This is a genomic window from Allobosea thiooxidans (assembly GCF_900168195.1).
Classification (GTDB): domain Bacteria; phylum Pseudomonadota; class Alphaproteobacteria; order Rhizobiales; family Beijerinckiaceae; genus Allobosea; species Allobosea thiooxidans.
This window is the reverse complement of sequence record NZ_FUYX01000003.1, coordinates 173,049-199,168: the sequence shown is the minus strand read 5'-3', so window position 1 is coordinate 199,168 and position 26,120 is coordinate 173,049. Positions and strand designations below refer to the sequence as shown.

The 26,120-nt window shown below is 67.4% G+C and carries 24 protein-coding genes and 1 pseudogene; 6 read left to right on the top strand and 19 right to left on the bottom strand.

Annotation, left to right across the window (positions count from 1 at the left end; translation table 11 throughout):
* Positions 1 to 65 precede the first annotated feature (65 nt).
* Positions 66 to 914, top strand: coding sequence for an SDR family oxidoreductase (locus B5Y19_RS06815; protein WP_055726921.1), 849 nt, complete (start codon positions 66 to 68; stop codon positions 912 to 914).
* Between the two features lie 82 nt (positions 915 to 996).
* Complete coding sequence (locus B5Y19_RS06810; RefSeq protein ID WP_055726922.1) at positions 997 to 1,416, top strand: RidA family protein; 420 nt, start codon at positions 997 to 999, stop codon at positions 1,414 to 1,416.
* Between the two features lie 8 nt (positions 1,417 to 1,424).
* Here B5Y19_RS06810 and recG read toward each other — a convergent pair whose 3' ends face one another.
* Positions 1,425 to 3,527 carry an ATP-dependent DNA helicase RecG gene (gene recG, locus B5Y19_RS06805; RefSeq protein ID WP_055726923.1) on the bottom strand — a complete coding sequence of 701 codons (2,103 nt, stop codon included), beginning with the start codon at positions 3,525 to 3,527 and terminating at the stop codon, positions 1,425 to 1,427.
* Between the two features lie 159 nt (positions 3,528 to 3,686).
* On the opposite strand from recG, the gene B5Y19_RS06800 reads away from it, so the two are divergent.
* Positions 3,687 to 3,983: an FAD assembly factor SdhE gene (locus B5Y19_RS06800; protein WP_055726924.1), complete on the top strand. Its 297-nt coding sequence runs from the start codon at positions 3,687 to 3,689 to the stop codon at positions 3,981 to 3,983.
* A 121-nt stretch (positions 3,984 to 4,104) separates the two neighbouring features.
* Positions 4,105 to 7,656 (top strand): transcription-repair coupling factor, encoded by a 3,552-nt coding sequence (mfd, locus tag B5Y19_RS06795; protein WP_055726925.1) that lies wholly within the window; start codon positions 4,105 to 4,107, stop codon positions 7,654 to 7,656.
* A gap of 258 nt (positions 7,657 to 7,914) precedes the next feature.
* Here the strand turns inward: mfd and pcaG are convergent, their stop codons facing one another.
* The 10 genes from pcaG to B5Y19_RS06745 form a co-directional block, all read right to left on the bottom strand.
* Complete coding sequence (pcaG, locus tag B5Y19_RS06790; protein WP_055726926.1) at positions 7,915 to 8,616, bottom strand: protocatechuate 3,4-dioxygenase subunit alpha; 702 nt, start codon at positions 8,614 to 8,616, stop codon at positions 7,915 to 7,917.
* Entirely contained in the window at positions 8,600 to 9,319 is a 720-nt protein-coding gene (gene pcaH, locus B5Y19_RS06785; protein WP_055726927.1) for a protocatechuate 3,4-dioxygenase subunit beta, read from the bottom strand. The genes pcaG and pcaH overlap by 17 nt, the downstream gene beginning before the upstream one ends.
* Positions 9,320 to 9,358: 39 nt before the next feature.
* On the bottom strand, positions 9,359 to 11,266 hold the full coding sequence (locus tag B5Y19_RS06780) for a bifunctional sugar phosphate isomerase/epimerase/4-hydroxyphenylpyruvate dioxygenase family protein (RefSeq protein ID WP_079591271.1): 1,908 nt from the start codon (positions 11,264 to 11,266) through the stop codon (positions 9,359 to 9,361).
* 13 nt (positions 11,267 to 11,279) lie between these two features.
* A complete protein-coding gene (locus tag B5Y19_RS06775; protein ID WP_055726929.1) occupies positions 11,280 to 12,110 on the bottom strand; it encodes a shikimate dehydrogenase family protein in 831 nt (276 codons plus the stop codon).
* Complete coding sequence (locus B5Y19_RS06770; RefSeq protein WP_055726930.1) at positions 12,107 to 13,171, bottom strand: Gfo/Idh/MocA family protein; 1,065 nt, start codon at positions 13,169 to 13,171, stop codon at positions 12,107 to 12,109. Before B5Y19_RS06770 ends, B5Y19_RS06775 begins: the two co-directional genes overlap by 4 nt.
* A gap of 11 nt (positions 13,172 to 13,182) precedes the next feature.
* Complete coding sequence (aroQ, locus tag B5Y19_RS06765; RefSeq protein WP_055726931.1) at positions 13,183 to 13,632, bottom strand: type II 3-dehydroquinate dehydratase; 450 nt, start codon at positions 13,630 to 13,632, stop codon at positions 13,183 to 13,185.
* 45 nt (positions 13,633 to 13,677) lie between these two features.
* Positions 13,678 to 14,409: an amino acid ABC transporter ATP-binding protein gene (locus tag B5Y19_RS06760; protein ID WP_139384305.1), complete on the bottom strand. Its 732-nt coding sequence runs from the start codon at positions 14,407 to 14,409 to the stop codon at positions 13,678 to 13,680.
* A 68-nt stretch (positions 14,410 to 14,477) separates the two neighbouring features.
* Entirely contained in the window at positions 14,478 to 15,302 is an 825-nt protein-coding gene (locus B5Y19_RS06755; RefSeq protein WP_411914146.1) for a transporter substrate-binding domain-containing protein, read from the bottom strand.
* A 61-nt stretch (positions 15,303 to 15,363) separates the two neighbouring features.
* Complete coding sequence (locus B5Y19_RS06750; protein ID WP_055726934.1) at positions 15,364 to 16,005, bottom strand: amino acid ABC transporter permease; 642 nt, start codon at positions 16,003 to 16,005, stop codon at positions 15,364 to 15,366.
* A gap of 7 nt (positions 16,006 to 16,012) precedes the next feature.
* Entirely contained in the window at positions 16,013 to 16,681 is a 669-nt protein-coding gene (locus B5Y19_RS06745) for an amino acid ABC transporter permease (RefSeq protein WP_055726935.1), read from the bottom strand.
* A 220-nt stretch (positions 16,682 to 16,901) separates the two neighbouring features.
* Between B5Y19_RS06745 and B5Y19_RS06740 the strand changes: the two genes are divergently transcribed.
* Complete coding sequence (locus B5Y19_RS06740; RefSeq protein WP_055726936.1) at positions 16,902 to 17,567, top strand: TetR/AcrR family transcriptional regulator; 666 nt, start codon at positions 16,902 to 16,904, stop codon at positions 17,565 to 17,567.
* A 50-nt stretch (positions 17,568 to 17,617) separates the two neighbouring features.
* Here B5Y19_RS06740 and aroQ (B5Y19_RS06735) read toward each other — a convergent pair whose 3' ends face one another.
* Positions 17,618 to 18,085, bottom strand: a complete 468-nt coding sequence (aroQ, locus tag B5Y19_RS06735) for a type II 3-dehydroquinate dehydratase (protein ID WP_055726937.1) — start codon at positions 18,083 to 18,085, stop codon at positions 17,618 to 17,620.
* A gap of 193 nt (positions 18,086 to 18,278) precedes the next feature.
* On the opposite strand from aroQ (B5Y19_RS06735), the gene B5Y19_RS06730 reads away from it, so the two are divergent.
* Positions 18,279 to 18,971: a GntR family transcriptional regulator gene (locus B5Y19_RS06730; protein WP_055726938.1), complete on the top strand. Its 693-nt coding sequence runs from the start codon at positions 18,279 to 18,281 to the stop codon at positions 18,969 to 18,971.
* Between the two features lie 56 nt (positions 18,972 to 19,027).
* Here B5Y19_RS06730 and B5Y19_RS26415 read toward each other — a convergent pair.
* From B5Y19_RS26415 to B5Y19_RS06695, 7 genes and pseudogenes are all read right to left on the bottom strand, one after another.
* A pseudogene (locus B5Y19_RS26415) lies at positions 19,028 to 19,162 on the bottom strand (integrase core domain-containing protein); the annotation flags it as partial.
* A 15-nt stretch (positions 19,163 to 19,177) separates the two neighbouring features.
* Positions 19,178 to 19,906, bottom strand: a complete 729-nt coding sequence (locus B5Y19_RS06720) for an SDR family oxidoreductase (protein WP_055726939.1) — start codon at positions 19,904 to 19,906, stop codon at positions 19,178 to 19,180.
* Positions 19,903 to 21,558 (bottom strand): FGGY-family carbohydrate kinase, encoded by a 1,656-nt coding sequence (locus tag B5Y19_RS06715; RefSeq protein WP_055726940.1) that lies wholly within the window; start codon positions 21,556 to 21,558, stop codon positions 19,903 to 19,905. The genes B5Y19_RS06720 and B5Y19_RS06715 overlap by 4 nt, the downstream gene beginning before the upstream one ends.
* Position 21,559: 1 nt before the next feature.
* Positions 21,560 to 22,999, bottom strand: coding sequence for an FAD-dependent oxidoreductase (locus B5Y19_RS06710; protein ID WP_055726941.1), 1,440 nt, complete (start codon positions 22,997 to 22,999; stop codon positions 21,560 to 21,562).
* A gap of 73 nt (positions 23,000 to 23,072) precedes the next feature.
* Positions 23,073 to 24,368, bottom strand: coding sequence for an ABC transporter substrate-binding protein (locus tag B5Y19_RS06705; RefSeq protein ID WP_055726942.1), 1,296 nt, complete (start codon positions 24,366 to 24,368; stop codon positions 23,073 to 23,075).
* A gap of 28 nt (positions 24,369 to 24,396) precedes the next feature.
* Entirely contained in the window at positions 24,397 to 25,230 is an 834-nt protein-coding gene (locus B5Y19_RS06700) for a carbohydrate ABC transporter permease (RefSeq protein ID WP_055726943.1), read from the bottom strand.
* Complete coding sequence (locus B5Y19_RS06695; RefSeq protein ID WP_055726944.1) at positions 25,220 to 26,095, bottom strand: carbohydrate ABC transporter permease; 876 nt, start codon at positions 26,093 to 26,095, stop codon at positions 25,220 to 25,222. Before B5Y19_RS06695 ends, B5Y19_RS06700 begins: the two co-directional genes overlap by 11 nt.
* Positions 26,096 to 26,120 lie beyond the last annotated feature (25 nt).

Here is a 26,120-nt window from a genome sequence, read left to right as displayed (position 1 = left end):
AGCGTCTAATCCAAACAATGCTTCTCCTCTATCTCATACCGGTGTCAAATCGGGAGGTGTGGGATATGCAGAAAACCTGGCTCATAACCGGTGTTTCGTCCGGGCTCGGCCGGATTCTGGCGCAGAAGGCGCTGGCGCGCGGCGATAGCGTCATTGGAACCAGCCGGAAGGCAGATGCGCTTCCCGATCTGCGCGAGCGCTATCCGCAGCGCCTGCACATCATCGCGCTCGACCTCAGGGATCAGGGTTCCGTGCGCGCTGCGGTCGACCGTGCCTTCGAACAACGCGGCCGTATCGATATCGTCGTCAGCAATGCCGGCTATGGTCTCGTCGGTGCAGCCGAGGAGGTGAGCGACCAGCAGGTCCGCGACATCATCGCGACCAATCTCATCGGCTCGATCACGCTGATCCAGGCCGCCTTGGCGCATCTGCGCAAACAGGGCGGCGGCCGGATCCAGCAACTCTCCAGCGAGGGAGGGCAGATCGTCTATCCGGGCCTCGGTCTCTATCACGCGACCAAATGGGGCATCGAAGGCTTCGTCGAGACCGTGGCGCTCGAAGTCGCGCCTTTCGGCATCGAGCTCACCCTGGTCGAGCCCGGCCCGACGCGTACGGAGTTCGGCGGCAATCTCGCCCATGCCGAAGCCATCGCTGCCTATGAGGAGACACCGGTCGGCCAGACCCGCGCGGCAGTTCGCGGCTCCTGGGTGGTCAAGGGCGATCCCGAGCGGGTGACCGCGGCGATGATCGCGCTCGCCGACCAGAAGGGGCCGCTTCCAAGGCGCCTCGTGCTCGGCGCCGACGCCTATGACGGCATTCGGAAAGCGCTCAGCGGCCGGATCGCGGAGCTCGACAGCCAGAAGGAGATCTCGGTCGCGGCCGACTTCACCGAGGCGGAACTCGCACGGCTCTGAATGCTCACCCGTCGGCCCGCCAAGCGAAATCCGGCGGGATTTCAAGCCAATTTCTCATTCGAAGATTCCATGAGGCAATGCCATGGCCAAACGTGACGCCATTTTTCCAGCCGACCGCCACGCCCTCTACGACGTCCATCAATATTCGGCCGCCATCCGCTCCGGCGATCTGCTCTTTGTATCGGGACAGGTCGGCAGCCGCGAGGACGGAACACCCGAACCCGTGTTCGAGGATCAGGTTCGGCGCGCTTTCGCCAATCTGCGCGCAGTGCTGGCCGCTGCGGGCGCGACTTTCGACGACGTGATCGACGTGACCTCCTTCCACACCGACCCGCAGACGCAGTTCGACAGGATGCTGGCCGTCCGAGCCACGGAAATCGGCGATCCGCCCTATCCGGCCTGGACGGCCGTCGGCGTGACCTGGCTCGCGGGCTTCGATTTCGAGATCAAAGTGATCGCCCGCGTTCCGGCCGCTGCGAATGCCACTGCCGGGAAAGGCTGAAAGCCGCTTCAGCCGGCCCTCAACAGCCGGATCGCCACGTCGCGCTCGAACAGATAGAGCAGCGCCCGGATCGCCTGGCCGCGCGGCGTCTCCAGATGCGGATCGCGCTCGATCAGGAGCCGGGCATCGTCGCGCGCCGCCGCCAGCAGGTCACCATCGGTCTCCGGCCGGGCGATGCGCCAGTCGGGCGAGCCGGATTGCTTGGTGCCGAGCACCTCGCCTTCGCCGCGCAGCCGCAGGTCCTCCTCGGCGATGCGGAACCCGTCCTCGGTCTCGCGCATGATGGTGAGCCGCGCCTCGGCGATCGGCCCGAGCGGGCCCTTGTAGAGCAGCAGGCAGGTCGAGGCGGCCGAGCCGCGTCCGATCCGCCCGCGCAACTGGTGGAGCTGGGCGAGGCCGAAGCGCTCGGCATGCTCGATCACCATGACGCTGGCATTGGGCACGTCGACGCCGACCTCGATGACCGTGGTCGAGACGAGGATGCGCGTATCGCCGGCGACGAAACCGGCCATGGCGGCGTCCTTCTCGCGGCCGGGCATCTGGCCGTGCAGCAGCCCGACCTTCGCGCCGAAGATCTCGCGCAGGGCCTCGTAGCGCTCCTGCGCCGCGGCGACGTCGAGCGTGTCGGATTCCTGCACCAGCGGGCAGACCCAATAGGCCTGCGCTCCGCTCTCGATCGCCCGGCCGATCGCCCCGACGACCTCGTCATAGCGTTCGGAGGAGATGGCGCGGGTCACGATCGGCTTCCGGCCCGCCGGCTTCTCCGAGAGGATCGAGACATCCATGTCGCCGAACCAGGTCAGCGCCAGCGTGCGCGGGATCGGCGTCGCGGTCATGACCAGCACGTCGACGGCCTCGCCCTTCGATCCGAGCAGCAGGCGCTGGTGCACGCCGAAGCGGTGCTGCTCGTCGACCACGGCGAGCGCGAGGTCATGAAAGGCGACGCCCTCCTGGAACAGCGCATGGGTGCCGACGGCGATGTCGATCGAGCCGTTCGCGAGCCCTTCGAGCACCTGCCGGCGCCCGGCGCCCTTCTCGCGCCCGGTCAGCAGGGCGAGCTTTAAGCCCGCCTTCTCGGCCAGCGGCGCCAGCCTCTCGGCATGCTGGCGGGCGAGGATTTCGGTCGGCGCCATCAGCACGGACTGCCGGCCGGCTTCGGCAGCGGCCGCCATCGCCATCAGCGCGACCACCGTCTTGCCGGAGCCGACATCGCCCTGGAGGAGGCGCAGCATCCGCTCGGGCTTGGCCATGTCGGAATGGATGTCGGCGATCGCCTTTTGCTGGCCCTCGGTCAGCGCGAAGGGCAGGGCGGACTGGATGCGGAAGCGAATCCCGCCATCGCCGCTGGTGGCCCGGCCGGCGATCTTCTTCTGCTGGCGGCGGACGAGCGCGAGCGCGATCTGGCTCGCCAGCAATTCGTCATAGCCGATGCGCCGGCGTGCCACGGTGTCACCCTCGGCAGCCTTGCGATCGGCAGGATGGTGCAGGGCCTCGACCGCTTGGCGGAAGGGCGGGAAATCGCTCTTGGCGAGGAAGGCCGGGTCCTGCCATTCCGGCATCTCCGGGCAGCGCTCGGCCGCCGCCTGCACGATCCGCATCATCACGCGCGCGCCGATGCCCTCGGTCAGCGGATAGACCGGCTCGAAGGCGGGCAGGCTGGCAGCCAGCTTGGGATCGAGGACGCGCTCGGGATGCACCATCTGGCGCATGCCTTCCCAGAGCTCGAGCTTGCCCGAGATGATCCGGTAGGCGCCGATCGGCAGGTTCTGCGCGAGATGGCGGGAATCGGCGTGGAAGAAGACCAGCGTGACGTCTCCGGTCTCGTCCTCGACGATGATGCGATAGGGCGCCTTCGCCTTGCCCGCAGGGGCGGCGCGATGCTCGCTGACCCGGGCGGTGAAGGTCGCGATGTCGCCGATCGGCGCGTCGGCGATCGACGGGCTCGGCCGCCGGTCGACGGCGCCGCTCGGCAGGTGGAACATCAGGTCGACCACGCGCGCGGCCTGCGTTTCGCTGCCGAGGAAACGGTCGAGAACCTTGCCGAGCTTCGGCCCCACGCCGGAGAGCGTGGTGACGGGGGCGAAGAGCGGATCGAGGACGGAAGGGCGCAAATCGTCTCGCGAAACTGTCAGGAGCGCGAAGATCGCGGCGGTTCGGCCGCTGACTCCGCCGGGTTGCGTCGCTATATAACCTGCATAAGCAGGCTCCGCGATGGGGCCGGCTCGTTTGCCATTGCGCCGTCCCCCACGGTTTTCTCGCCCGAGGTCCTCATGTCCGGTTCGACCCGCTCCAGCGCCGATCTCGACCCGCGCCGCCGCAAGGTGCTGTTCCGCGCCTGGCATCGCGGCATGCGCGAGATGGACCTGATCATGGGCCGCTTCGCCGACGAGGCCATCGCCGGCTTCGACGATGCCGAGCTCGATGAGTTCGAACGCCTGATCGAGGTGCCGGATCGCGACCTGCTCGGCTGGATCACCGGCGAGATCGCCCTGCCGGAGAACTATGATTCAGAGCTGTTCCGGCGGCTCAAGGCCTTCCACCATCATGACAAGCCGATTCATGTGTGAGTGCGGCGCCGGCCGTCATGGTCGGGCTTGACCCGACCCTCTCTGAATCGGAGCCCGCTCGTCCCGAGATTTTCGGGGCAAGCCCGAGAATGACGCCCTTTGGCAGAATGACGCCTTTCCGATGAGCATTCCTCCTCCCAGCCAGATCGCAAAGCCCCAGCTCGACCGCATCCTCGATGCGCTGAAGCGTGGCGACAAGCCGACGCTCGCCGGAGTGCCGGATGGATTCGACGCCGTCGTGCTCGCCGATTTGACCCGCGCCCGCGCCAAGAAGGCCGAGGGGCCGGCGCTGCTCGTCTTCATCGCCCGTGACGGCCAGCGCCTGCAGGTACTTGAGAACGCGCTGCAATTCGTTGCACCCGATCTCGAGGTGATGAGCTTCCCGGCCTGGGATTGCCAGCCTTATGACCGTGTCTCGCCCGCGCCCGCCATTGTGGCGCACCGGATGACGACGCTCTCGCGCCTGGCCAAGACCAAGTCCGGCGAGCGGCCGCGCCTGCTGCTGACCACCGTCAACGCCGCGCTCCAGCGCGTGCCCGCCTTCGGGAAAGTGGCCTCGGAGAGCTTTTCCGCCGCGCCGGGCAACATGGTCGATATCGAGGAGCTGGCGCGCTGGCTCGACATCAACGGCTATCTGCGCACCTCGACGGTGCGCGAGACCGGCGAATTCGCCGTGCGCGGCGGCATCGTCGATCTCTTCCCGCCGGGCATGCCGGCGCCGATCCGGCTCGACTTCTTCGGCGACGCGCTGGAATCGATCCGCACCTTCGATCCGGAGACGCAGCGCACCACCGGACAATTGCGCGGGCTCGATCTCGTGCCGATGTCGGAAGCGCAGATGACGAGCGAGAGCATCCGCCGCTTCCGCCAGTCCTACATTTCGACCTTCGGCACGCCCGGCCGCGACGACACGCTCTATGAGGCGGTCAGCGAAGGCCGTCGTCCGGCCGGGCTGGAGCACTGGCTGCCGCTGCTGGCCGAAAAGCTCGACACGCTCTTCACCTATCTGCCCGACGTGCCCGTCGTGCTCGACCATCAGGCCGAGGACGCGGTCGGCGAGCGCATCAGCCTGATCAAGGATTATTACGACGCCCGGAAGGCGGCGCTGGAGCAGCCAGGCGGGGCAGGCGGCATTCCCTACAAGCCGCTGCCGCCCGAGGCGCTCTATCTCTCGCCGGCCGATTGGCGCGGCGTGGTCGATGTCTCCGGCGTCGCGAGCCTGACGCCGTTCCAGCTGCCCGACAGCGAGGGCAAGCTGATCCTCGACCTTGGCGGCAAGCAGGGCCGCAGCTTCGCGGCCGAGCGCGCCGGCGAGTCTGGCAGCGTCTTCGAGGCCGCCGTCGCCCATGTCCGCGCGCTGGAGGCCGAAGGCAAGCGCGTCATCCTCGCCGCCTGGTCGGAAGGCTCGCGCGAGCGCCTTGCCCATGTGCTCGAGGATCATGGCCTGAAGAGCGTGCAGATGACGGGCTCGTTGCGCGCCGCCTTCGATCTTAAGCCCGGCACGGTGGCGCTCGCGGTCTGGGGCTTCGAGAGCGGCTTCGAGGCCGGGCGCCTCGCCGTCATCGGCGAGCAGGATATCCTCGGCGACCGCCTCGTCCGGCCGCGCCGCAAGACCAAGCGGCCGCAGGACTTCATCGCCGAGCTCTCCTCGCTCGCGCCGGGCGATCTCGTCGTCCATGTCGACCATGGCATCGGCCGCTTCGTCGGCCTGCAATCGATCACGGCGGCCGGCGCGCCGCATGATTGCCTGGAAATCCATTATGCCGGCGATTCCAAGCTGTTTTTGCCGGTCGAGAACATCGAACTGCTTTCCCGCTACGGCTCGGAGGACACCGAGGTCCAGCTCGATCGGCTCGGCGGCGGCGGCTGGCAGGCGCGCAAGGCCAAGCTCAAGCAGCGCATCCGCGAGATGGCGGGCAAGCTCATCCAGATCGCGGCGGCGCGCGCCCTCAAGGATGCGCCGCGCCTGGTGCCGCCGGAGGGTGTCTATGACGAGTTCTGTGCCCGCTTCCCCTATGAGGAGACCGAGGACCAGCAGAACACCATCGATGCCGTGCTCGACGATCTCGGGGCCGGACGCCCGATGGACCGGCTCGTCTGCGGCGATGTCGGCTTCGGCAAGACCGAGGTGGCGCTGCGCGCTGCTTTCGCCGCCTCGATGAACGGCAAGCAGGTTGCGGTCGTCGTGCCGACGACGCTGCTCGCGCGCCAGCACTACCGCAATTTCGCGGATCGCTTTGCCGGCTTGCCGGTCAAGGTCGGGCAGGCCTCGCGCTTCGTCGGCTCGGCCGATCTGAAGGCGGTGAAGCAGGGTGCCAAGGACGGCACGATGGACATCGTCGTCGGCACGCATGCACTGCTCGGCAAGGGCGTCGACTTCAAGGATCTCGGCCTCGTCATCGTCGACGAGGAGCAGCATTTCGGTGTCGCCCACAAGGAGAAGCTGAAGGAACTGCGCGCCGAGGTGCACATGCTGACGCTGTCGGCGACGCCGATCCCGCGCACGCTGCAGCTCGCCATGACCGGGGTGCGCGAGCTTTCGATCATCGCGACCCCGCCGGTCGATCGTCTGGCCGTGCGCACCTTCGTCACGCCCTTCGACCCGCTGATCGTTCGCGAGGCGCTGCTGCGCGAGCGCTACCGGGGCGGGCGCAGCTTCTATGTCGTGCCGCGCATCGAGGACATCGCGGACGTCAAGGACTTCCTCGACAAGCAGGTGCCGGAGTGCAAGGTCGGCATCGCCCATGGCCAGATGGCCGCCGGCACGCTGGAAGATGTGATGACGGCCTTCTACGAGGGCCAGTATGACATCCTGCTCTCGACCACGATCGTCGAGTCGGGCCTCGACATCCCGACCGCGAACACGCTGATCGTGCATCGTGCCGACATGTTCGGCCTCGCTCAGCTCTATCAGCTGCGCGGCCGCGTCGGCCGCTCGAAGACGCGCGCCTATGCGCTCTTCACGGTGCCGGCCAACCGCAAGCTGACCGAGCAGGCCGACAAGCGGCTGAAAGTGCTGCAATCGCTCGACACGCTCGGCGCCGGCTTCCAGCTCGCCAGCCACGACCTCGATATCCGCGGCGCCGGCAACCTGCTCGGCGATGAGCAGTCCGGCCATATCAAGGAAGTCGGCTACGAGCTTTACCAGCAGATGCTGGAAGAGGCGGTGGCGGCGCTCAAGGCCGGCATCGAGTTCGAGACCGAGACGCAATGGTCGCCGGCGATCCAGGTCGGCGCGCCCGTCATGATCCCCGAGCACTATGTCGCCGACCTGACTCTGAGGCTGACGCTCTACAAGCGCCTCTCAACCATGGACGACGATGCCGAGTTGCAATCCTTCGGCGCCGAGCTGGTCGATCGCTTCGGCCCACTGCCGGAGGAGGTCAACCAGCTGCTGGAGATCGTCGCGATCAAGGCGCTCTGCAAGCGCGCCAATGTCGAGAAGGTCGAGGCCGGGCCGAAGGGCATCATCGTCGCCTTCCGCAACAACGAATTCGCCAACCCGGAAGGGCTGGTCGGCTTCGTCGCCAAGCAGGGCACGCTGGCGAAGGTGCGCCCCGACATGCGCGTCGTCTTCATCGACGATTTCGACACGGTCGAGCAGCGGCTCAAGGCGACGCGCCGGCTGCTGACCGATCTCGCGCGGATCGCCGAAAGGAAGAAGGCGGCCTGAGCGGCCGCCCTTTGAAGTGCGTCATCCTCGGGCGGAGCGCAGCGCAGACCCGAGAATCTCTTGCCGGAAAGGGAGCGGGCGCCTTCTCGTCCTGAGATGCTCGGGTCAAGCCCGAGCATGACGCTGTGGCAGCGGTCCACCGTCATTGCGAGGAGCGAAGCGACGAAGCAATCCAGGGGGATCGGACTGAACCGTTCAACCCAGTCCCCCTGGATTGCTTCGCTGCGCTCGCAATGACGGCCTGGTTCCGGCAGCCCTCTACAGATCGAAGAATACCGTCTCGTTCTCGCCGGCGAGGTTGATGTCAAGCCGCCACGTCCCGTCCGGCTTGCGCTGGGCGATCAGGGTGTGGCGTCGCGCCTCGGGCACGAGCGCGAGGATCGGGTCGGTCTCGTTGCCCTCGCCATCGGCGAAATAGAGCCGGGTCGGCAGGCGCTTCAGCAGGCCGCGGCCGAAGACCGAGAGCGCGATATGCGGCGCCTGCAGGCTGTTGCCGGGGCCGGGCACGCGGCCGGGGCGGATGGTGCGGAAGCGGAAGACGCCGGCCTTGTCGGTCGAGGCGCGGCCGAAGCCGACGAAATGCTGGTCGAGCGCGACATCCGCGCGATCGTCGTCCGGGCTGGCATAGCGGCCATTGGCATTGGCCTGCCAGATCTCGATCATCGCGTCCTCGATCGGCTTGCCATCGGCATCATAGACGCAGCCGGCGAGCGCGATGACCTCGCCCTCCGGCGTGCCCGAGACATTCGAGCCCGAGAGCAGGAAATGCTCCGGCGGCATCAGGTCGGGGCGGGCGCCCATCTCCGAGGGGCCGACCAGATCGGCGCCGCCCTTCCAGGGCAGGCCGTAATGGAAATACGGGCCGACCGTCTGCCAGGGCGTCTGGCCGAAGATCGACGGGTCCTGGCTGTCCTGCCGCGGCGCGGCGTTGCGGCTTTCCAGATCAGTGATCGTCGTCATGATCGTCCTCGAACGGCGTCTGGTCGCGACCCTTGAGCACGATGTCGAAGACATAGCCCAGCGCCCAGTTCGGCACGGTGGTGCCGATATCGAAGCGCGAGACCATGCGCTGGCGATAGGGCATCGGCACGGCATTCGCGATCGGGTCGATCTCGATCAGCGGATCGTCGGGGAAATACATCTGTGTGACCAGCCGTGTCGCGAAGGCCGGACCGAGCAGCGAGAGATGGATGTGGGCCGGGCGCCAGGCATTCTTGTGGTTGCCCCAGGGATAGGCGCCGGGCCGGATCGTGACATAGCGGTAACGGCCCTGCTCGTCGGTGATGACGCGCCCGACTCCGGTGAAGTTCGGGTCGAGCGGCGCCGGCCAATCGTCCTTGGCGTGGATGTAGCGGCCGGCGGCATTCGCCTGCCAGATCTCGACGACGGTGTTGGGCACCGGCCGCCCGTCCTCGTCGAGCACGCGGCCGGTGACGACGATGCGCTGGCCCTGCGGTTCGCCCTTGTGCTGGGCGGTGAGGTCGGCCATCGCGGGCCCCATCAGCCGTGACCAGTCGCTCGGGCCGGTGACCTCGGTCAGCGTCTGCGGGATGATGATCGGCGGCTGCTGCGGGCTGCGCGCCACCGTCGAGCGGTAGTCCGGATGCAGCGAGGCGGGCTGCCCGGCATCCGGAGCCGCATAGGGAAGGATCAGGCGGCTCATCGATAGGGCCCTTTCGCGGTCATGGCGCTGCCATTCTCCTCAGCCGTGGCCGGGGGCCGGAATGGTGATCGGCCGGGCCAGCCGCGCCTGTGCGGTCAGGCGGATGCCGGCATTGGCCGCGCCGTAGCCGGCATAGCCGTCGCGCTGGACGATCTCGAAGAACAGCCCGCCGTCGAGCGTCTGCGTATAGGCCTGGCGGAAGCTGCCGCCAGCGTCGCTGTCATACAGGATGTTCAACGCCTTCATCGCATCGATCTCCTGCGCCGAAAGCTCCGAGCGGGCCTCGAGGTCGTCATAGTAGTTCTCGGGAATGGGTAGCATGGCAACGCCGTTCGAAACCAGCCGCGCCACGGTCGCGGCGATGTCGTCGGTCGCGAAGGCGATGTGCTGCACGCCCGAGCCGAAGAAGTCGGTGATGAAGCGGGCCGAGAGCGTGCGATGGCTCTGCGAGCCGTTCAGGATCAGTCTCAGTCCATGGCCTTTCGCGCCGTCGAGGCCGCTCTCGATGACCTGGCTCTGGACCACGCCGCCGGGGTCGAGCACCGCCTGGGTCGGCGTCTTATGCGTGTCGAAGAGCGAGGAATAGAACAGCAGCCAGGTCAGCATCTCCTCGTACTGCATGCTCTGCGAGACATGGTCGACGCCGGTGAGGCCGGCATCGCCCGCTGCCTCCCCGGTCGCCGCGAAATCGACCTCCGCCCAGCGGCCGAGCGCCGAGGCCTTGTCGAGGAAATAGACGAGGCTGCCGCCGAGGCCGCGCACGGCGGGGATGTCGAGCTCGCCGGGGCCGATCGCGCCGGCATGGGGCACGTCGAGCAGGGCCTTGGCCCGTGTGATCGCGGCCTGCGCATCCGGCACGCGCAGCGCCAGCGCGCAGACCGAGGTGCCATGGGTGATCTGGTAGCTATGGGCGAAGCCGTCGGCCTCGCTGTTCAGCACGATGCGGATATCGCCCTGCCGCCAGAGATCGACCTCCTTGGAGCGATGCGCGCCGGCGCGGGTGAAGCCGAGCGCGCGCAGGAGCTTCTCGAAGCCTGGCCGCTCCGCCTCGGAGACGGCGAACTCGATGAACTCGACCGCCTGCGCCGGCCCGGGTGGCGGCATCGTCACCGCGCCGGGCACCGGCTTCCCGATCTGCCGGGCGGTTTCGTCGAGCAGCCAGATCAGCGAGCGATGGCCGTCGAGCGCGACCGAGCGGGCCGAACCGGCCCGGAAGCGGTCGTTGAAGATCTCCAGCGACAAAACCCCGTCATAGCCGGTCGAGACCAGCGCACGCATGAAGCCGGCGAGGTCGAGATCGCCCTGGCCCGGCAGGCAGCGCCAATGCCGGCTCCAGGAGAGCGGGTCCATCTGCAAGAGTGGCGCATCGGCCATCTGCACCATCGCGATCTTGTCGCGCGGGATGGTGCCGATCGTCGAAAGATCGAGCCCGCGCGCCAGGATATGGAAGGAATCGAGCACGATGCCGACCTCCGGCCGGTTGGCGCGGCGGACGATCTCCCAGGCGTCGCGATAGTCGAAGACATGCCGCCCCCAGGCCAGCGCCTCGTAGCCGACGCGCAGGCCCCGCCGGCCGGCCCGCTCGCCGAGCTCGGCGAAATCGGCGGCCAGGCGGTCGATGCCCGGCAGCGCCTCGGGCGAAACGCTGGAGCAGACGAAAAGCAGGTCGGTGCCCAATTCCTGAAGCAAGTCGAACTTGCGCTCGGCCCGGTCGAAGACGCGCTGGCGGCGGCCCTCCGGCATGCCCTCGAAATCGCGGAAGGGCTGGCAGGTCACGATGGTCAGGCCGAGATCGCCGCAGATGCGCCGGACCTCCGTGGGAGAGCCCGGGAAGGCGATCAGGTCGTTCTCGAAGATCTCGACGGCCTTGAACCCCGCGGCGGCGATCGCCTCGAGCTTTTCCTGGAGTGTGCCGGAGACGCAGACGGTGGCGATCGATGGAATCACGGCGTGCCTCCTCTCAAGCCAGGCGCGCGACGGCGCGCAGATCCTCGGCCGTGGTCGTGGGCAGGCCGAAGAATTCCAGATAGGCGGGGATCTGCTCGAACAGCATGTCGGTGCCGACCTGTACCGTGCAGCCGCGCGCACGCGCCGCGGCCAGGAAGGGCGTGATCTCCTGCGCCATCACAACCTCGCCGACGAAGGCGGAGGAGGGCAGGCGGGAAACGTCGAGCGGCAGCGGGTCGTCCGGCTTCATGCCGAGCGGCGTGGCGTTGACCACGATGTCGAAACCGGACGGGTCGTTCGAGCCGGTGGCGACACGCAGGGCAGGGTAGTAGGCGACGAGCCGGCGTCCGAGTTCCTCGGCCGCGGATGCCTGCATGTCGAACAGGCCGAGTGCCGCGACCCCGGCCTTCGCCAGCGAGGCGGCGATCGCCGAGCCGACGCCGCCCGCGCCGATGACGAGGGCGCGGGCGCCGGCAAGCGCACGCCCTTTGCGTGCGACGCCGCGCACGAAGCCTTCGCCGTCGAACAGGTCGCCGGCGAGCCGGCCATCCGCTTCGAGCCGCACGGCGTTGCAGGCGCCGGCGATCGCGGCAGTCGGCGAGAGCACGTCGACCAGTCCGGTGGTGGTGACCTTGTGCGGCATCGTCACCAGCGCGCCATGGGCGTTGGTGAGCCGGAAGAACAGCTTCAGGAAGTCGGGATAATCCGCGCCGCGGCAGCCCATCGGCACGACGACGGCGTCGATCCCCTCGCGCTCGAAATAGGGGTTGTAGATCATCGGCGCCTTGAAGCTCTCGGTCGGGAAGCCGAGATGGCCGATCAGCCGCGTCGTGCCCCTGATCATGCGGAGGCCCTCGCCGGAGCGGGCTCGGCGGCGATCTCGACCAGCCTGCCGGAACGCGCCGCCTGCTTCACCGCCGCGATGACGGAAAGCGTCGCCAGCCCCTCGCGGCCGGAAACCAGCGGCTCCTCCTCGCCGCGTATCACCGCGCAGAAATGCCGAATCTGAGCCTGGAGCGGGTCCTCTGGCGTGAAGGGAATGCGCTCGCGCCTGAGCGGCTCCCACCAGCCGCGCTTGTCCGGATGGCTCCAGAGTTCGAGCGCCGGGATCGTCAGCGAGCCATGCGTGCCGCCGATCTGGTAGCAGGATTGGTCCTGGCGCGGATAGGCCGGGTTCTCGCCGGTGGTCAGCTCCCAACTCCAGGGCGAGACCACGGTATCGGAGGCGCTGACCGTGCCGAGTGCGCCATTGGCGAAGCGCAGCAGGGCGACGGCGGTCTCTTCGGCCGGGTTGCCGCGCACGGCGTTCGAACTCAGCGCCTGCACGCCGGTGATCTCGCCACAGAGATAGCGGAACAGGTCGATATCGTGGATCAGGTTGATCAGCACGGGCCCGGCACCTGCCTGGCGGCGCCAGTCCACGTCGAAATAGTCTTCCGGCTTCACCAGCCAGAACTGGCCGTTGAGCGTCAGGATGCGGCCGAGCCGGCCGGCATCGATCGCCTCGCGTGCCTTGCGGATCATCGGGTTGTGGCGCCGGTGATGGCCGACGAGGAGCGGCGCATCGGCTGCCTCGGCGGCATGGACCAGCTGGCGTGCGGCCTCGACGCCGTCGGCGATAGGCTTTTCGACGAGCATCGGAAGGCGAGCCGCGACCATCTCCAGCCCGTTGGCGACATGAAGCTGGTTCGGCGTCGCGACGATGACGCCGTCCGGCTTTTCGCCAGCGGGGAGGGCGTCGAAGGCCGGATACCAGGCGACGCCGATCTCCTCGGCGAAGGCCTTGCCGGCTGGAGCCGGGTCGATGATCGCCGACAGGGCGGCGCCGGGCTCTGCCATCACATGGGCTGCGTGGCGCCTGCCGATCAGCCCCGCTCCCATCACCGCGATCTTCACCGGGGACATCGGATCGGTCCTCACGCGGCCTTGTCGTCGATCAACCGGGCGACGCGCCTGAGCGCGAGCTGGTAACCCTGCGTGCCGAAGCCGGCGATGACGCCGTCGGCGCGCAGCGAGACATAGGAATGGTGCCTGAAGGCCTCGCGCTTGTGCACGTTCGAGATATGGCATTCGATCACCGGCCCCTCGAAGGTGTTGAGCGCATCGAGCACCGCCACCGAGGTATGGGTGAAGGCGGCGGGGTTGATGACGATGCCGCCCGCTTCCTCGCGTGCCTCGTGGATCCAGTCGATGATCTCATATTCGCGGTTGGACTGGTGGAAGCGCAGCGTCAGACCGAGTTCCCCGGCGAGCGCCCGGCAATCGCGCTCGACATCGGCCAGCGTCTCATGCCCGTAGATATGCGGCTGGCGCTTGCCGAGCAGGTTCAAATTCGGGCCGTTCAGGACATAGACGAGGCGTGACATCGATTGCGCTTTCGTTGCGGGCGGCCGGACAGGCCGGGCGGCGTTTCAGTGCTTGTGCAGGATTTCGCCGAGGAACTTCCGCGTCCGCTCATGGCGCGGATTGTGGAAGAACGCCTCCGGCGGCGCTTCCTCGACGATGGCGCCGTTGGCCATGAAGATGACGCGGTCCGCCACCTGCCGGGCGAAGCCCATCTCATGGGTGACGCAGATCATCGTCATGCCCTCCTCGGCGAGCGCGATCATGGTGTCGAGCACCTCCTTGACCATCTCGGGGTCGAGGGCCGAGGTCGGCTCGTCGAACAGCATCACCTTCGGCTTCATGCAGAGCGCCCGGGCGATGGCGACGCGCTGCTGCTGCCCGCCCGAGAGCTGGGCCGGATACTTCTCCGCCTGTTCCAGGATCTTGACCCGGCCGAGCAGCTGGCGGGCGGTGGCTTCGGCCTCCGCCTTGCCGAGGCGCAGCGAGCGCATCGGCGCCAGCATGCAGTTCTGCAGCACGGTCATGTGCGGGAACAGGTTGAAGTGCTGGAAGACCATGCCGACCTCGCGACGCACCGCGTCGATGGTCCGGGCATCGTCTCCCAGCCGCGTGCCGCCGACCCGAATCTCGCCCTTCTGGTAGGTCTCCAGATGGTTGATGCAGCGGATCAGCGTCGATTTGCCGGAGCCTGACGGTCCGCACAGGACGATGCGCTCGCCCTTGCGGACCGTGAGGTTGATGTCGCTCAGGGCCTGGAAGTCGCCATACCATTTCTCGACATGCGCCATGGCGATCATGGTGTCCGCCGAAGCGATGCTCTGCGAGGCAGGCTGGTTCATGGCCCTGATCCCGTTTCTTCGCCGGCTCAGCTTGCCGTGAAGGTGATGCCTTCGAGGCTGTCCGGGAACTTGTGGACCGGCACCTTCATCCACTTGTCGTAGACCTTCTGCAGCTCGCCATTGGCCTTGATCTTGTCGATGAACGTGTTGATCGCTGCGTTGATCTCCTTCTCGCCGAGGCGGGTGCAGGCGCCGTTGTAGAGGTTCTGGAATTCGAGCTTGTTCTCGAATTCGCCGGGCCGGCCCTGCTCGATGCGCTGCATGTAGAAGATGTTGCCGCCGATCGCCTGGACCTGGCCGGAGACCAGCGCCTGAATCGAGGGCGCATCGCCGTCATAGCGGCGGATCACCGTGTTCGGCGGCGCGTTCTTGGTCACCTGCGTATCCTGCGCCGCGCCCTTGGCAACGGCGATGGTGTAGCGGCCCATGTCCTCGTTGGTGGTGATCTTGTCCTTCTTGGGCCCGATGAACACGATGGTGTTGGCGACATAGGGCTTGGAGAACTGCACCGCCTTGGCGCGCTCCGGCAGCATCGCCATGGTCGCGAACAGCACGTCGACGCGGCCGGTGGTCAGCGCCGGGATGCGGTTGTTGACCTCGAGCGGCACGAACTCGACCTGCACGCCGAGCTCCTTGGCGAAGAGCGTGGCGATGTCGGCGTCGAGGCCGTCCTGCTTGCCGGCGCTGGTGACGAAGCCCCAGGGCGGGTTGTCGCCCTGGATGCCGACGACGAGCTTGCCCTTGGCCTTGATCTCGGCCGGGGTGATGGCCTGGGCAGGGGTGCCGATCACCGCCGGCAGGGCCAGCGCGGCGGCGCCGGCGATCAGCAGGCTGCGGCGGGTGGACTTCATCCTGGTCATGTTTCTCTCCCTCTTTCTTTGGTGGTTGGTCTAGGCGTTGAACCGGGTCTGCTCAGCGTGAGGCGATCGCCATGCGGCGCTCCAGATGCGAGCCGTAGAGCGAAAGCGGCCAGCACAGCAGGAAGTAGAGGATGCCGACGATCCCGAAGACGAGGAGCGGCTGGAAGATCTGGTTGGAGACGATGTTGCCGGCCCGCGTCAGCTCGGTGAAGCCGACGATGGCCGCGAGCGACGTGCCCTTGATCAGCTGGACCAGGAAGCCGATCGTCGCCGGCAGCGAGATGCGGATCGCCTGCGGCAGGATGACGTCCTTCATCCGCGAGACGTAGTGCAGGCTCAGCGCCTTCGCCGCCTCGGTCTGGCCTTTCGGCACGGCCTCGATCGAGCCGCGCCAGATCTCGCCGAGATAGGCGCTGGCATGGAGCGTGAAGCCGATCGCGACCGCGACCCAGGCATCGAGCTTCAGCCCGATCAGGGCGAGGCCGTAATAGACCACGAAGAGCTGCATCAGCAGCGGCGTGCCCTGGAACAGCGCGATGTAGCCGGCGGTGACGCGCTCCGCCGGCGCGATGCCGGAGGTGCGCAGCAGCGCGACGCCGAGCCCGAACAGGCCGCCGCCGACGAAGCCGATGGCCGAGAGCGCCACGGTCCATTTCAGACCGGTGAGGAGGAAGAGGAATTCGTTCCAGCCCATCGCGCCCTCACTTCACCGGATAGCTGAAGTAGCGGGCCGAGATCAGCGCGAAGAAGCGCATCATCACCCAGGAGATCGCGAGGTAGAACAGCGTGATCGTGCCGTAGACCTCGAAGGAGCGGAAACTGTCGGATTCGATCCGCTGCGCCACCGAGGTCAGCTCATAGGCCGAGATCGCCGAGGCAACGCTGGTGGTCAGCGTCAGCAGCACGAACTGGCTTGTGAGTGAGGGAAAGATCGCCCGCAGCGCCGGCTTCAGCACGATCAGCCGGAAGACCTGCGCCTTGTGCAGGCCGAGCGCCAGTCCCGCCTCGATCTGGCCCTTGCCGATCGACTGCACGCCGCCGCGGATGATCTCGATGGCATAGGCGCCGCCATTGATGCCGAGCGCGATGATAGCGGTCGGAGTCGGATCGAGCCTGAGGCCCGCCAGCGGCAGCGCGAAATAGATGAAGAAGATCTGGACCAGGAAGGGCGTGTTGCGGATCAGCTCGACGAAGGCCTTCACCAGCCAGCGCGCCGGGGCGAAGCGCGAGTCGCGCAGGATCACGCCGCCGATGCCGATGACGATGGCCAGCGCCATGCCGCTGAGCGCCAGCAGGAAGGTGCCCAGGCAGCCCCAGAGCAGATCGGGCAGCCCGTCGATGACGGGCGTGAAATCCAGCTTGTAGTTCATGGCGCTTCCCTGAACGGCCGACCTTCTTGGTGGGGTCGATCCGGGTCCCGTCTTGTATATGCGGCCCTTCTCCGAGGGCCTTTGCGGCGGCTCGCCGGCTTGCGCCGGGATCGCCACGTGTTAATTGTACCGGTTAGTCCATTTGGTCAAGCGGAATTAACCGCCTTGTCCAATTGACGTCGAAATCGAACGCTGCGGAATGCGGCGCCCGAGGTGAAGCATGAGCAAGGCAGCGATCCGGCCGCGCGGGGCAGGGCGCAGATCGGCGTCCTGGACGCAGGATCCGGAAGGGGTGCGGCGCAGCATCCTCGATGCGGCACGGCTGGAATTCGTCGAGAACGGGCTGAGCGGCGCCCGCGTCGACGAGATCGCGGCCCGTACCGCCACCAGCAAGCGGATGATCTACTACTATTTCGGAGACAAGGAGGGGCTTTACCGCGCCGTCCTCGAGGAGATGTACGAGCGCATCCGCGCCTTCGAGCGTGGTCTCGACCTCGCCAGCCTTGAGCCGGAGGAGGCGATGGCGCGGCTGACCGGATTCACCTTCGACTACCATGCCGAGAACCCGGATTTCGTCCGGATGGTGATGATCGAGAACATCCATCACGGCCGGCATCTCGCGACCTCCGACCGGATCGCCACCCTCAACCTCTCGGGGATCGACGTGATCCGCGAGGCCTATGGGCGCGGTGTCGCATCCGGGGTTTTCCGTCCGGGGATCGAGCCGATCGACATCCATCTGACGATCAGCGCGCTGGCCTTCTACAACGTCTCGAACCGCGCCAGCATCCGCCAGGTCTTCGGCCACGACATGGGTGCGCCGGAAGCTCTGGCCCGTCGCCGGGAGAGCGCGATCGACACCGTGCTGCGGATGCTGCGCCGCTGATCGCCTCTGCCGCTGGCCATCGAGCCTGACATCGGCCCCGGCGGCCATCGTCAGGCGTCCACCAGGCCGGCCATCGCCTGGATCGCGAGCTCATATCCGGCGGCGCCCATCCCGACGATGATCCCCGTCGCCGTCCGCGAGACGAGCGAGTTGTGGTAGATGCTCTCGCGCGCATGCACATTCGAGATGTGCAGCTCGATCTTGGGACGCTCGAACATCTTCAGCGCGTCGAGCAGGGCGACCGAGGTGAAGCTGTAGCCGGCGGGGTTGATGATGATCCCACAAGCTTCCTGCCGGGCCTGCTGCACGCTTTCGACGAGCTCGCCCTCGAAATTGGTCTGGCGGAAATCGACGGTGAAGCCGAGCGATTTCGCCTTGGCCTCACAGCGCTCCCGGATCTGCGCCAGGGTCGTGCTGCCATAGACGGCCGGTTCGCGCTGACCGAGCAGGTTCAGGTTCGGGCCGTTCAGGATGTAGATGCAGCCGCGCCGGGCTGCCGGCTTCTCGCCCGCCACCATGATGTCCTCCCGGTACCGTTCGCGACGGAGTTGACGGCTCCGCCTGCTTCTTGTGTCGGCATCTTATCGAGGGGTAACTACAAATCAACTGATAATTTTAGGATCGTCTGCTGTTACGGGAATGCGCCGCTTTTCCTGTTGGCTCGAAAGGACAGGTGCCTTAGGCTTGGGGCTCCAGGCGAGGCGAGGCGGGATGGCGGACGCAGCAGCAGATGGGGGCGGCGAAGAAGTCGCCGCGCTTTCGACCGGCGAGCAGGCCTATGAGCGCATCCGGCAGGATATCGTGTTCGGGCGGCTGCAGCCGGGGCAGAGGCTGACGCTGGACAAGCTGCGCCCCGTTTATGGCGTAGGCATCAGCACATTGCGCGAGATCCTGAGCCGCCTGGTTCCGGAGGGGCTCGTCGTCGCCGAAGGCCAGCGCGGTTTCCAGGTGGCGCCCTGCACGGCGAGCGAACTGGCGGAGCTCGCCGAGCTGCGGTTGCTGATCGAGAGTCATGCTCTCGCGCAGTCCTTCGCGGCCGGCGACATGGAATGGGAGGGGCGCGTCGTCGCAGCCCACCACAAGCTCGCCCGGATGGAGGAGCGGCTGCTGGCCGGGGACGATTCCGGCACGATGCAATGGAAGCGCTACGATTTCGAATTCCATCAAGCGCTGGTCTCGGCCTGCGGCTCGAAGGCGCTGCTCGATCTCCATGCCGGGATCTACGAGCGCTATCTGCGCTACCAGATGGTCTTCTTCATCTTCTGGGGGCCGACCTCGATCGGCGAGCACCGCGCGCTCCTCGATTGCGCACTGCGCCGCGACGCGGACGAGGGGCGGCGCCTGCTGCACGGCCACATCCAAGGCTGCGTCGACGTCGCGCTGGAGCGCAGATTGCTGGATTAGCGCGGATGCGGAAGCCTGAGGGGCCGAGATCGGGAAACGCTGGCGGAAGGGGAGGCAGCGCTACGGGCCTCGGCGAGCGTCGAGAACAGCGTGGCGCTTAGGCACTCGCTCCGGAAGCGCCTGCTGAAGCTCTCGACAAGGGCGTTCTGCATCGGCTTGCCGGGGCGATACAGTGCTATTCGACGCCGGTCTTTGCCTGGTGCACCTCAAAGATCCGTGCTCTGCGGCAGGATGACGAGGTCGCGGATCGTGACATTGCGCGGGCGCGTCAGCATGAAGTGCACCGCTTCCGCCACCTCCTCCGGCTCGATGAGCCCGCCGCGGGCGCGCTCGGCGTCGAGCTTCTCCTGCGGCCAGTCGGCGATCAGGGCCGTGACGACGGGGCCGGGCAGCACCGCCCCCACACGCAGGCCATGGGGGATCACCTGCCGGCGCAGCGTATGGACGAAGGCCTGCACCGCATGTTTCGAGGCCGTGTAGACCGGTTCCCACACCACCGGAACCACGCCGGCAACCGAGCTGGTGACGAGGATGTCGCCGGTCTTGCGCTCAATCATGTGCGGCAGCACGGCATGGATGCTGCGGAAGACGGCGTTGACGTTGAGATTCAGCATGCGGTCCCAGGCATCGGGATCGCCCTCGCTCACCGGGCCACCGACATAGGCGCCGGCATTGGCATGGAAGATGTCGAGCGGGCCGGCCTTGTCGAGGATCTGCGGCAGCATGCCGGCGACGGAGGCGGGATCCGTCAGGTCGACGACGAGCGGAATGGCTTCGCTGCCGAGGGATTTGCACGCCACCGCGAGAGCCTCGCCGTCACGATCGACAAGGGCCACGCGCGCCCCAGCGGCCAGCAGCCGCTTCGCGCAGGCCAGCCCGATCCCCGAGGCCGCGCCGGTGATCGCTGCGGTTTTTCCGGTCAGTTCCTGGGTCACGTCGGGGTCTCCGATACGGCTTGAGGTCGGGCCGGGTGCATCAGCCCCCTTGCCTGGCGCGCGGCTACCTGCAGCGTCTCGAAGGCGGCGAGGCGTCGGGCATGCCATTCGGCGATCTCGCCGCCGGCAGGGGTGAAGACGGCAGCCCCCGGCGCCATCGCGGTCATCGCTTCGCCAAGGCCGGGGAAGGCGCCGGCTGCGCTCGCGGCCAGCATGGCCGAGCCGAGAAGCACGGGATCGACGTCGTCGGGGACGAGCACCGGCAGTCCGGAACAGTCCGCCAGCAATTGCCGGATCAGCGGCTGGCGGCCGGCGCCGCCGCTGAGCACGATCGCCTCGATCGTCGCCCCCTTCGCCCGGCTGGCCGCGATGATCTGGCGCAGCCCGTAGCCGATGCCGGTGAGCCCGGCGACATAGAGTGCGACGAGATGGTCGAGATCCTGCTCCATCCCCAGCCCGGCGATCACGGCCCGTGCCTGCGGATCGGCATGGGGCGAGCGGTTGCCGAGGAAGTCCGGTACGACGATGAGATCGCCGGCGAGATGCACCGCCTCCGAAGCTTTGGCGACATGTTGCGCGGCGCGCGCAGCGAGCCAGTCAGGCAGCGAGAGGCCCTGCGCCGTGGCGCTGCGCTGCGCCTCCGGGGCGGCAGGGTGAAAGCCGATCAGCTGGTCGATGGCGGCGCCCGCACCGGACTGGCCGCCCTCGTTGAGCCAGAGCCCCGGTGCCATCGCCGCGTAGTAAGGTCCCCAGACACCCGGGATGAAGATCGGCTCGCGGCTGCTTGCCATGGTGCAGGCCGAGGTGCCGAAGACATAGGCCATGCGGGTCAGCGCCGTGCCGTGCGGGGAGCGCACGCCGACCGAGCCGACGCCGCCGGCATGGGCGTCGATCAGGCCGGCCGCGACGGCGGTGCCGGGCTTCAGGCCGAGCTCGGCAGCGGCCTGCTCCGTGAGTCCGTTGCCGAGCGCGGTACCGCCCGGCACGATCTCGGTGCCAATCCGGACGAAACCATCATCGGCGAGATCGGTGAGGCCGATCTGCCGGAAGTAGCTCGCGTCCCAGCGCCCCTCATGGGCGAGATAGGTCCATTTGCAGGTGACCGTGCAGGTCGAGCGCGCCAGCGAGCCGGTCGCGCGCCAGGTCAGGAAATCCGGCAGGTCGAAGAACTGCCAGGCGGCGTCATAGGTCGCGGGCAGGTGCTCCTTGAGCCAGAGCAGTTTCGGCGTTTCCATCTCGGGCGAGATCGTGCCGCCGACATAGGCAAGGACCGGATGTTGCTTCGCGTTGATGCGTTCGGCTTGACCGAGCGCGCGATGATCCATCCAGACGATGATGTCGCGGTTCGCATCGCCATGCGGCCCCACCGGCAGTGACGCGCCGTCCGGCCCGAGCACGACCAGCGAACAGGTTGCATCGAAGCCGATGCCGGCGATATCGCCTGGCGCCAGACCCGCCTGGGCCATCGCTTCGCGCACGCCGGCGCAGACCGCCTGCCAGATGTTTGCGCTCGACTGCTCGGCAATGTCGGGGCCGTCGCGATAGAGCGCAATGTCGCGCTTCGCCGTCGCGAGCATCCGCCCGGTCCGGTCGAAGATGCCGGCCCGGGCGCTGCCGGTGCCGACATCGATGCCGATGAAGTGCCCGGCCATCTCAGGCCGCGGCGCGGTTCGGCGGCCCGGCGCGGGTGCCGTCGGGGTTGCGCAGGTAGACGCCGTGCTCGAGCTGCTGGCGGCGCAGTTCCCCGACATCGATATCGGCCGGGGGCCGGTTGCCGCGCACCGAGATCTTGGCGGCGCGGCCGGCGGCCTCGCCCATCGCCATGCAGGTCGCCATGACGCGGATCGCGCCCATGGCCTCATGCGTCGCGGAGATGCTGCGACCTGCGACCAGCAGGTTGCCGATCTTCTGCGGCACCAGCGAGCGATAGGGAATGTCGTAGCAGTCGCCGCACCAGATCAGCGTGCAGCCATCGTCGGCCGGGCGGTGGATGTCGATCGGATAGCTCGCGACCGCGATCGCGTCGTCGAAATGCGTGCAGGCGAGCACGTCCTCCTGCGTCATCACATATTGGCCGAGGATGCGGCGCGTCTCGCGGATGCCGAGGAAGGGTGCGGTCTTGGTGAAATAGGCCTTCTCGAAGCCCGGCACGTAATTGACGAGATAGGTGACGATGTCGTCGATCTGGGCGCGGCCCTCGATCTCGCCCTTGGTCAGGCTGCGGGCATCGGTCCCGTCCGTGCCCTTGACGCGGGTCATGTTGATCCAGACCTCGCCCTTCTTCAGGCCCGTGATGATGATCGTGCGCTCGTTCGGGATCTTGAGGCCGCGCTCGGCCTTGGCCTTGGCCATCAGTTCGCGCAGGCCGACGACGATGAACTGGTGGTTCTGGCCGAAATATTCGGCCGGGATGAAGTCGGTGAGATAGGTGCGCGCGGCCGGAGGCGCGTTGGCGATCGAGAGCCGGAGCGCATCGGTATCGACGCCGGCGAGGCAGAACATCAGCGTCGGCGGCTGCATGCCGCCATCGGCATTGCCCTTCTCGGTCGGCACCCCGGCGCTATAGGCGACATCGGCATCGCCGCTGCAATCGATCACGACCTTGGCGAGGAGCGCGGTGCGGCCGCTCTTGCTCTCGGTGATCACGCCGCGGATCGTGTCGTTCTCGACCAGCGCGCCGGCGAAGAAGGTGTAGAAAAGCACATCCACGCCGGCCTCGGTCAGCATCTCCAGCGCGACCGTCTTCACCGCCTCCGGCTCGACCAGCGTGATGCCCATGTGGAGCGGGCAGGGCCGGTGCTCGCTTGCGCCGTCACGCTCCTTGCGCAGCCGCTCGATGAATTTCTGCGGCAGCCCGTCGATGATCTGGTTGCCCTTCTGGCCGAGGAAGCCGAGCACCGGCAGGCCGATCGTCATGTTGCCGCCGACGAAGCTGCGGCTCTCGATCAGCCCGACGCGCAGGCCGTCCTCGGCGGCTGCCAGGGCGGCGGTGATGCCCGAGGGGCCTCCGCCGACGACGAGCACATCATATTCGGCGGAGACGGGGATGGAGCGGGCCGGCTCCTCGATGAAGCGGGTCGCGGCGGTCGACATGGCGGAGATCCTTCAAGGTGCAACGAATGGAGCGGGCGCCTGCGGGGCGGCGCCCCACAGGTCAGAAGATCAATCAGGCCGGCATCATCGGCTTGACGCGTTCGATGATGGCGGAGACGGCGTCCTTGACCGGCTTGCGGCCGAGCACGGCGAGCTGGACCTCCTCGAGGAAGGTCGCCTGGGCGCGGGCGGCCTCCGGGAAGGGAGGGAAGGCGCCGCGCGCTGTCGAAAGGACCTTGGCCTCCACGGCGGCGAGCGCATTGCCGGCCTTCAGCTTCTCGTCGGCATAGGTCGAGACCCGCACCGGGCCGTTGCCGTTGAGCGCCATGCCGAGCGTCACGCGCTTGCTGGAAACCTCCTTGATGAAGCTCCAGGCCAGCGCCTTGTCCTTGGCGTTCTTCGGGATCGACATCGCCCAGGCCTCGACGACGGAAGCCATCGGCATCTTGCCCTGGATCGCCTTGGCGCCGGGGAAGGGCACGGCCTTGATCTTGCCGGGGAACTTGCTCTGTTCGGCATTGTTGAGCTGCGCGCCCCGCGCGAAGGGCAGGACGGTGAAGGCGGCGCGGCCCTGCTGCAGCCAGGTCACCTGATCGTCGTTCTTGGTCGTGGCATAGCTGCGCGGCAGGCTGCCGGCCTCGAACATGCCGCGCAGGGCGGCCAGGCCCTGCTCCAGCGCTTCGCGGTTCGGCACCAGCTTGAGGTCGGGGCCGATGAAGTCGCCGCCATAGGCGCGGGCGAACATCACCGGGAAGACGGCGAGGTCGCTTGCCAGCACCATGCCGGTCACCGGCGTGCCGGCCTTGGAGGTGAAGGTCGTTTTCTTGGCCTGCTCGATCAGCTCTTCCAGCGTCGTCGGCGGGGCGGAGATGCCGGCCTCCTCCAGCAGCGCCTCATTGTAGAACAGGCCTTGCGTCGCGTGGCGGACGGGGATGCCGATCAGCTTCCCGTCGACGGTCATGCCCTGCACGAGGCCGGGCGCGATATCGCCGAAATCCTCGATCGCATCCTGCTTCTGATAGGCGTCGAGCGGCTCGAACAGGGCGGCGATCTGCGAGGTCGGCCGGTTGTCGATGAGATAGCCGACGCCGTACTCGGTCTCCTTCAGGCTGGCCTCGCGGAAGAGCCGGTCCTGCAGCGGGTTGGAATCGAAGGTGGTGAAGGCGATCTCGGCGTCATTGGCCTTGCACCAGCCCGCCATCAGGTCGCCATCGCCGCTGCCGAGCACGGTCTGGTGGACCTTGTGGCTGAGCACGTTCAGCGTCTTGCCGGCCGCGAGCGCGGGGCCGATCGCAAGCGTGGCGGCGACACCGGCGGAACCGGCGACGAAGGTGCGGCGGGTGAGCTTGGTTTCAGGCTTGTTCGACATGGCTTCCTCCCTCTTTTTGTGTGGTTGGCTACCCCTTCGTCGAACCGGCGGTGAGGCCGGCCACGAGGTAGCGGTTCATGAAGACGACGAAGATGAGGACCGGCACGAGCTGCACCGTCGCGGCGGCGAAGAGGATCCCCCAATCGACCCCGTCGATGGAGCCGATCATCTCGGAGATCACGAGAGGCGCGGTCTTGGCCTTGGTCGCGGTGAAGATGAAGGCGAAGAGGAACTCGTTCCAGGAGAAGACGATGACGAAGACCGCGACGGCGAGCACGCCCGGCATAGCCAGCGGCGCGATGACCTTGCGCAGGATGGTCAGGCGGCTGGCGCCGTCCATCGATGCGGCCTCGTCGAGCTCGCGCGGGATCTGGTCCATGAAGGTGCGCATCAGCACCGTGCCGAGCGAGACGAAGAAGGTGGCGTAGAGCAGGATCAGCACGAGATGGGTGTCGCTGAGCCCGAGCCAGTTCACGATCGGGAAGAGCGGCAGCGTCACGACGATCGGTGGGATCAGCCTGACGATGATGAGCCCGAGCAGGCTCGCCCCGAGCCAGCGACCGGAATTGCGCGAGTAGACATAGCCGGCGCAGGCGCTGGCGACGATGGCGAGCAGCGTCGCGCCTACCGTGATCAGCAGGCTGTTGAGCAGCCCCTCGAAGAAGACGCCCCAGGAGCGCCAGAGCTCGGCGTAGTGCTTGAAGGTCGGGGTGAACAGCCATTTCGGCGGCACCGCGAAGATGTCCTGCCCCGGCTTCAGCGAGGACATCGCGATGAACAGGATCGGGAACAGCGACCAGAACAGGATCGCGAGGACTGCGAGCGCCTTGCCCAGCCCGACCAGGGCGCGTTCAGTGCGCATGGGCGACACCTCCGCGCTTGAGCAGGAAGACATAGGCGCCGGCAAGCAGCAGCGAGGCCAGCACCATGATCCAGGCGGTGGCCGCGGCCGGACCGAAGGCGTTGAAGCTGAAGGCTTCCTGATAGAGGTAGATCGCCACGACTTCGGTCGAGCGCGCCGGCCCGCCCTTGGTCAGGAGCCAGGCTTCCGAGAACAGGCGGAAGGCGAAGATGTAGCGGAAGAGCAGCGCGATCAGCATCGCCGGCCCGAGCAGCGGCAAGGTCACGCGCAGGAAGGCCTGCCAGCGGGTCGCGCCGTCGATCCGGGCGGCTTCGTAGAGCTCGGCGGGAATGGCGAGGCGCGCGGCGTAGACGATAACGAAGGTGAAGGGCAGGTGCAGCCAGATCGTCAAAAGGCCGATCAGGATCATCGCGTGCGAGGGCTCGAAGGACCAGTCGAGCGTCGGCAGGTGAAGCGCTCGGAGTGCGAGCGTGATCGGCCCGGCATCGGGATCGAACAGGAAGCGCCACATCACCACCGCCGTGACCTCGCTGACGGCATAGGGCGCCAGCACGGCGACGAGCAGGAAGCGCCGGAAGGGCAGGCCGCTGGCGAAGAGCAGGGCCATGCCGAGGCCGACGGCGAGTTCCAGATGCACGGCGACGACGACGAGGACGACGGTGTTCCACAGCGCGCTGTGGAAGGCGGGGTCGGTCAGGACGCGCCAGTAGTTCTGCAGGCCGACGAAGCTCGGCGCCTGGCCGAAGCTCGACGTGTTAAGGCTCAGCCAGACGACATAGAGCGACGGCAGCACGATCACGCTCAGGATGAGCAGATGCACCGGCGCAAGAAGCGGCAATAGTCGTGCCGTTCGTTGAAGTTGCACGCGTTTCCTCCAGTATTTCTTTCGC

What these genes read in the sequence shown, in the direction of transcription:
- B5Y19_RS06810 (WP_055726922.1), top strand. Translation starts at nt 997, where the DNA reads ATGGCCAAACGTGACGCCATTTTTCCAGCCGACCGCCACGCCCTCTAC.
- pcaH (WP_055726927.1), bottom strand. Translation starts at nt 9,319, where the DNA reads ATGAGCCGCCTGATCCTTCCCTATGCGGCTCCGGATGCCGGGCAGCCC.
- B5Y19_RS06770 (WP_055726930.1), bottom strand. Translation starts at nt 13,171, where the DNA reads ATGTCCCCGGTGAAGATCGCGGTGATGGGAGCGGGGCTGATCGGCAGG.
- aroQ (WP_055726937.1), bottom strand. Translation starts at nt 18,085, where the DNA reads ATGGTGGCGGGCGAGAAGCCGGCAGCCCGGCGCGGCTGCATCTACATC.
- B5Y19_RS06715 (WP_055726940.1), bottom strand. Translation starts at nt 21,558, where the DNA reads ATGGCCGGGCACTTCATCGGCATCGATGTCGGCACCGGCAGCGCCCGG.
- B5Y19_RS06705 (WP_055726942.1), bottom strand. Translation starts at nt 24,368, where the DNA reads ATGTCGAACAAGCCTGAAACCAAGCTCACCCGCCGCACCTTCGTCGCC.
- B5Y19_RS06755 (WP_411914146.1), bottom strand. Translation starts at nt 15,302, where the DNA reads ATGAAGTCCACCCGCCGCAGCCTGCTGATCGCCGGCGCCGCCGCGCTG.
- B5Y19_RS06750 (WP_055726934.1), bottom strand. Translation starts at nt 16,005, where the DNA reads ATGGGCTGGAACGAATTCCTCTTCCTCCTCACCGGTCTGAAATGGACC.
- B5Y19_RS06775 (WP_055726929.1), bottom strand. Translation starts at nt 12,110, where the DNA reads ATGATCAGGGGCACGACGCGGCTGATCGGCCATCTCGGCTTCCCGACC.
- B5Y19_RS06710 (WP_055726941.1), bottom strand. Translation starts at nt 22,999, where the DNA reads ATGTCGACCGCCGCGACCCGCTTCATCGAGGAGCCGGCCCGCTCCATC.
- B5Y19_RS06760 (WP_139384305.1), bottom strand. Translation starts at nt 14,409, where the DNA reads ATGATCGCCATGGCGCATGTCGAGAAATGGTATGGCGACTTCCAGGCC.
- mfd (WP_055726925.1), top strand. Translation starts at nt 4,105, where the DNA reads ATGAGCATTCCTCCTCCCAGCCAGATCGCAAAGCCCCAGCTCGACCGC.
- B5Y19_RS06740 (WP_055726936.1), top strand. Translation starts at nt 16,902, where the DNA reads ATGAGCAAGGCAGCGATCCGGCCGCGCGGGGCAGGGCGCAGATCGGCG.
- B5Y19_RS06700 (WP_055726943.1), bottom strand. Translation starts at nt 25,230, where the DNA reads ATGCGCACTGAACGCGCCCTGGTCGGGCTGGGCAAGGCGCTCGCAGTC.
- B5Y19_RS06800 (WP_055726924.1), top strand. Translation starts at nt 3,687, where the DNA reads ATGTCCGGTTCGACCCGCTCCAGCGCCGATCTCGACCCGCGCCGCCGC.
- aroQ (WP_055726931.1), bottom strand. Translation starts at nt 13,632, where the DNA reads ATGTCACGCCTCGTCTATGTCCTGAACGGCCCGAATTTGAACCTGCTC.
- B5Y19_RS06745 (WP_055726935.1), bottom strand. Translation starts at nt 16,681, where the DNA reads ATGAACTACAAGCTGGATTTCACGCCCGTCATCGACGGGCTGCCCGAT.
- B5Y19_RS06730 (WP_055726938.1), top strand. Translation starts at nt 18,279, where the DNA reads ATGGCGGACGCAGCAGCAGATGGGGGCGGCGAAGAAGTCGCCGCGCTT.
- pcaG (WP_055726926.1), bottom strand. Translation starts at nt 8,616, where the DNA reads ATGACGACGATCACTGATCTGGAAAGCCGCAACGCCGCGCCGCGGCAG.
- B5Y19_RS06815 (WP_055726921.1), top strand. Translation starts at nt 66, where the DNA reads ATGCAGAAAACCTGGCTCATAACCGGTGTTTCGTCCGGGCTCGGCCGG.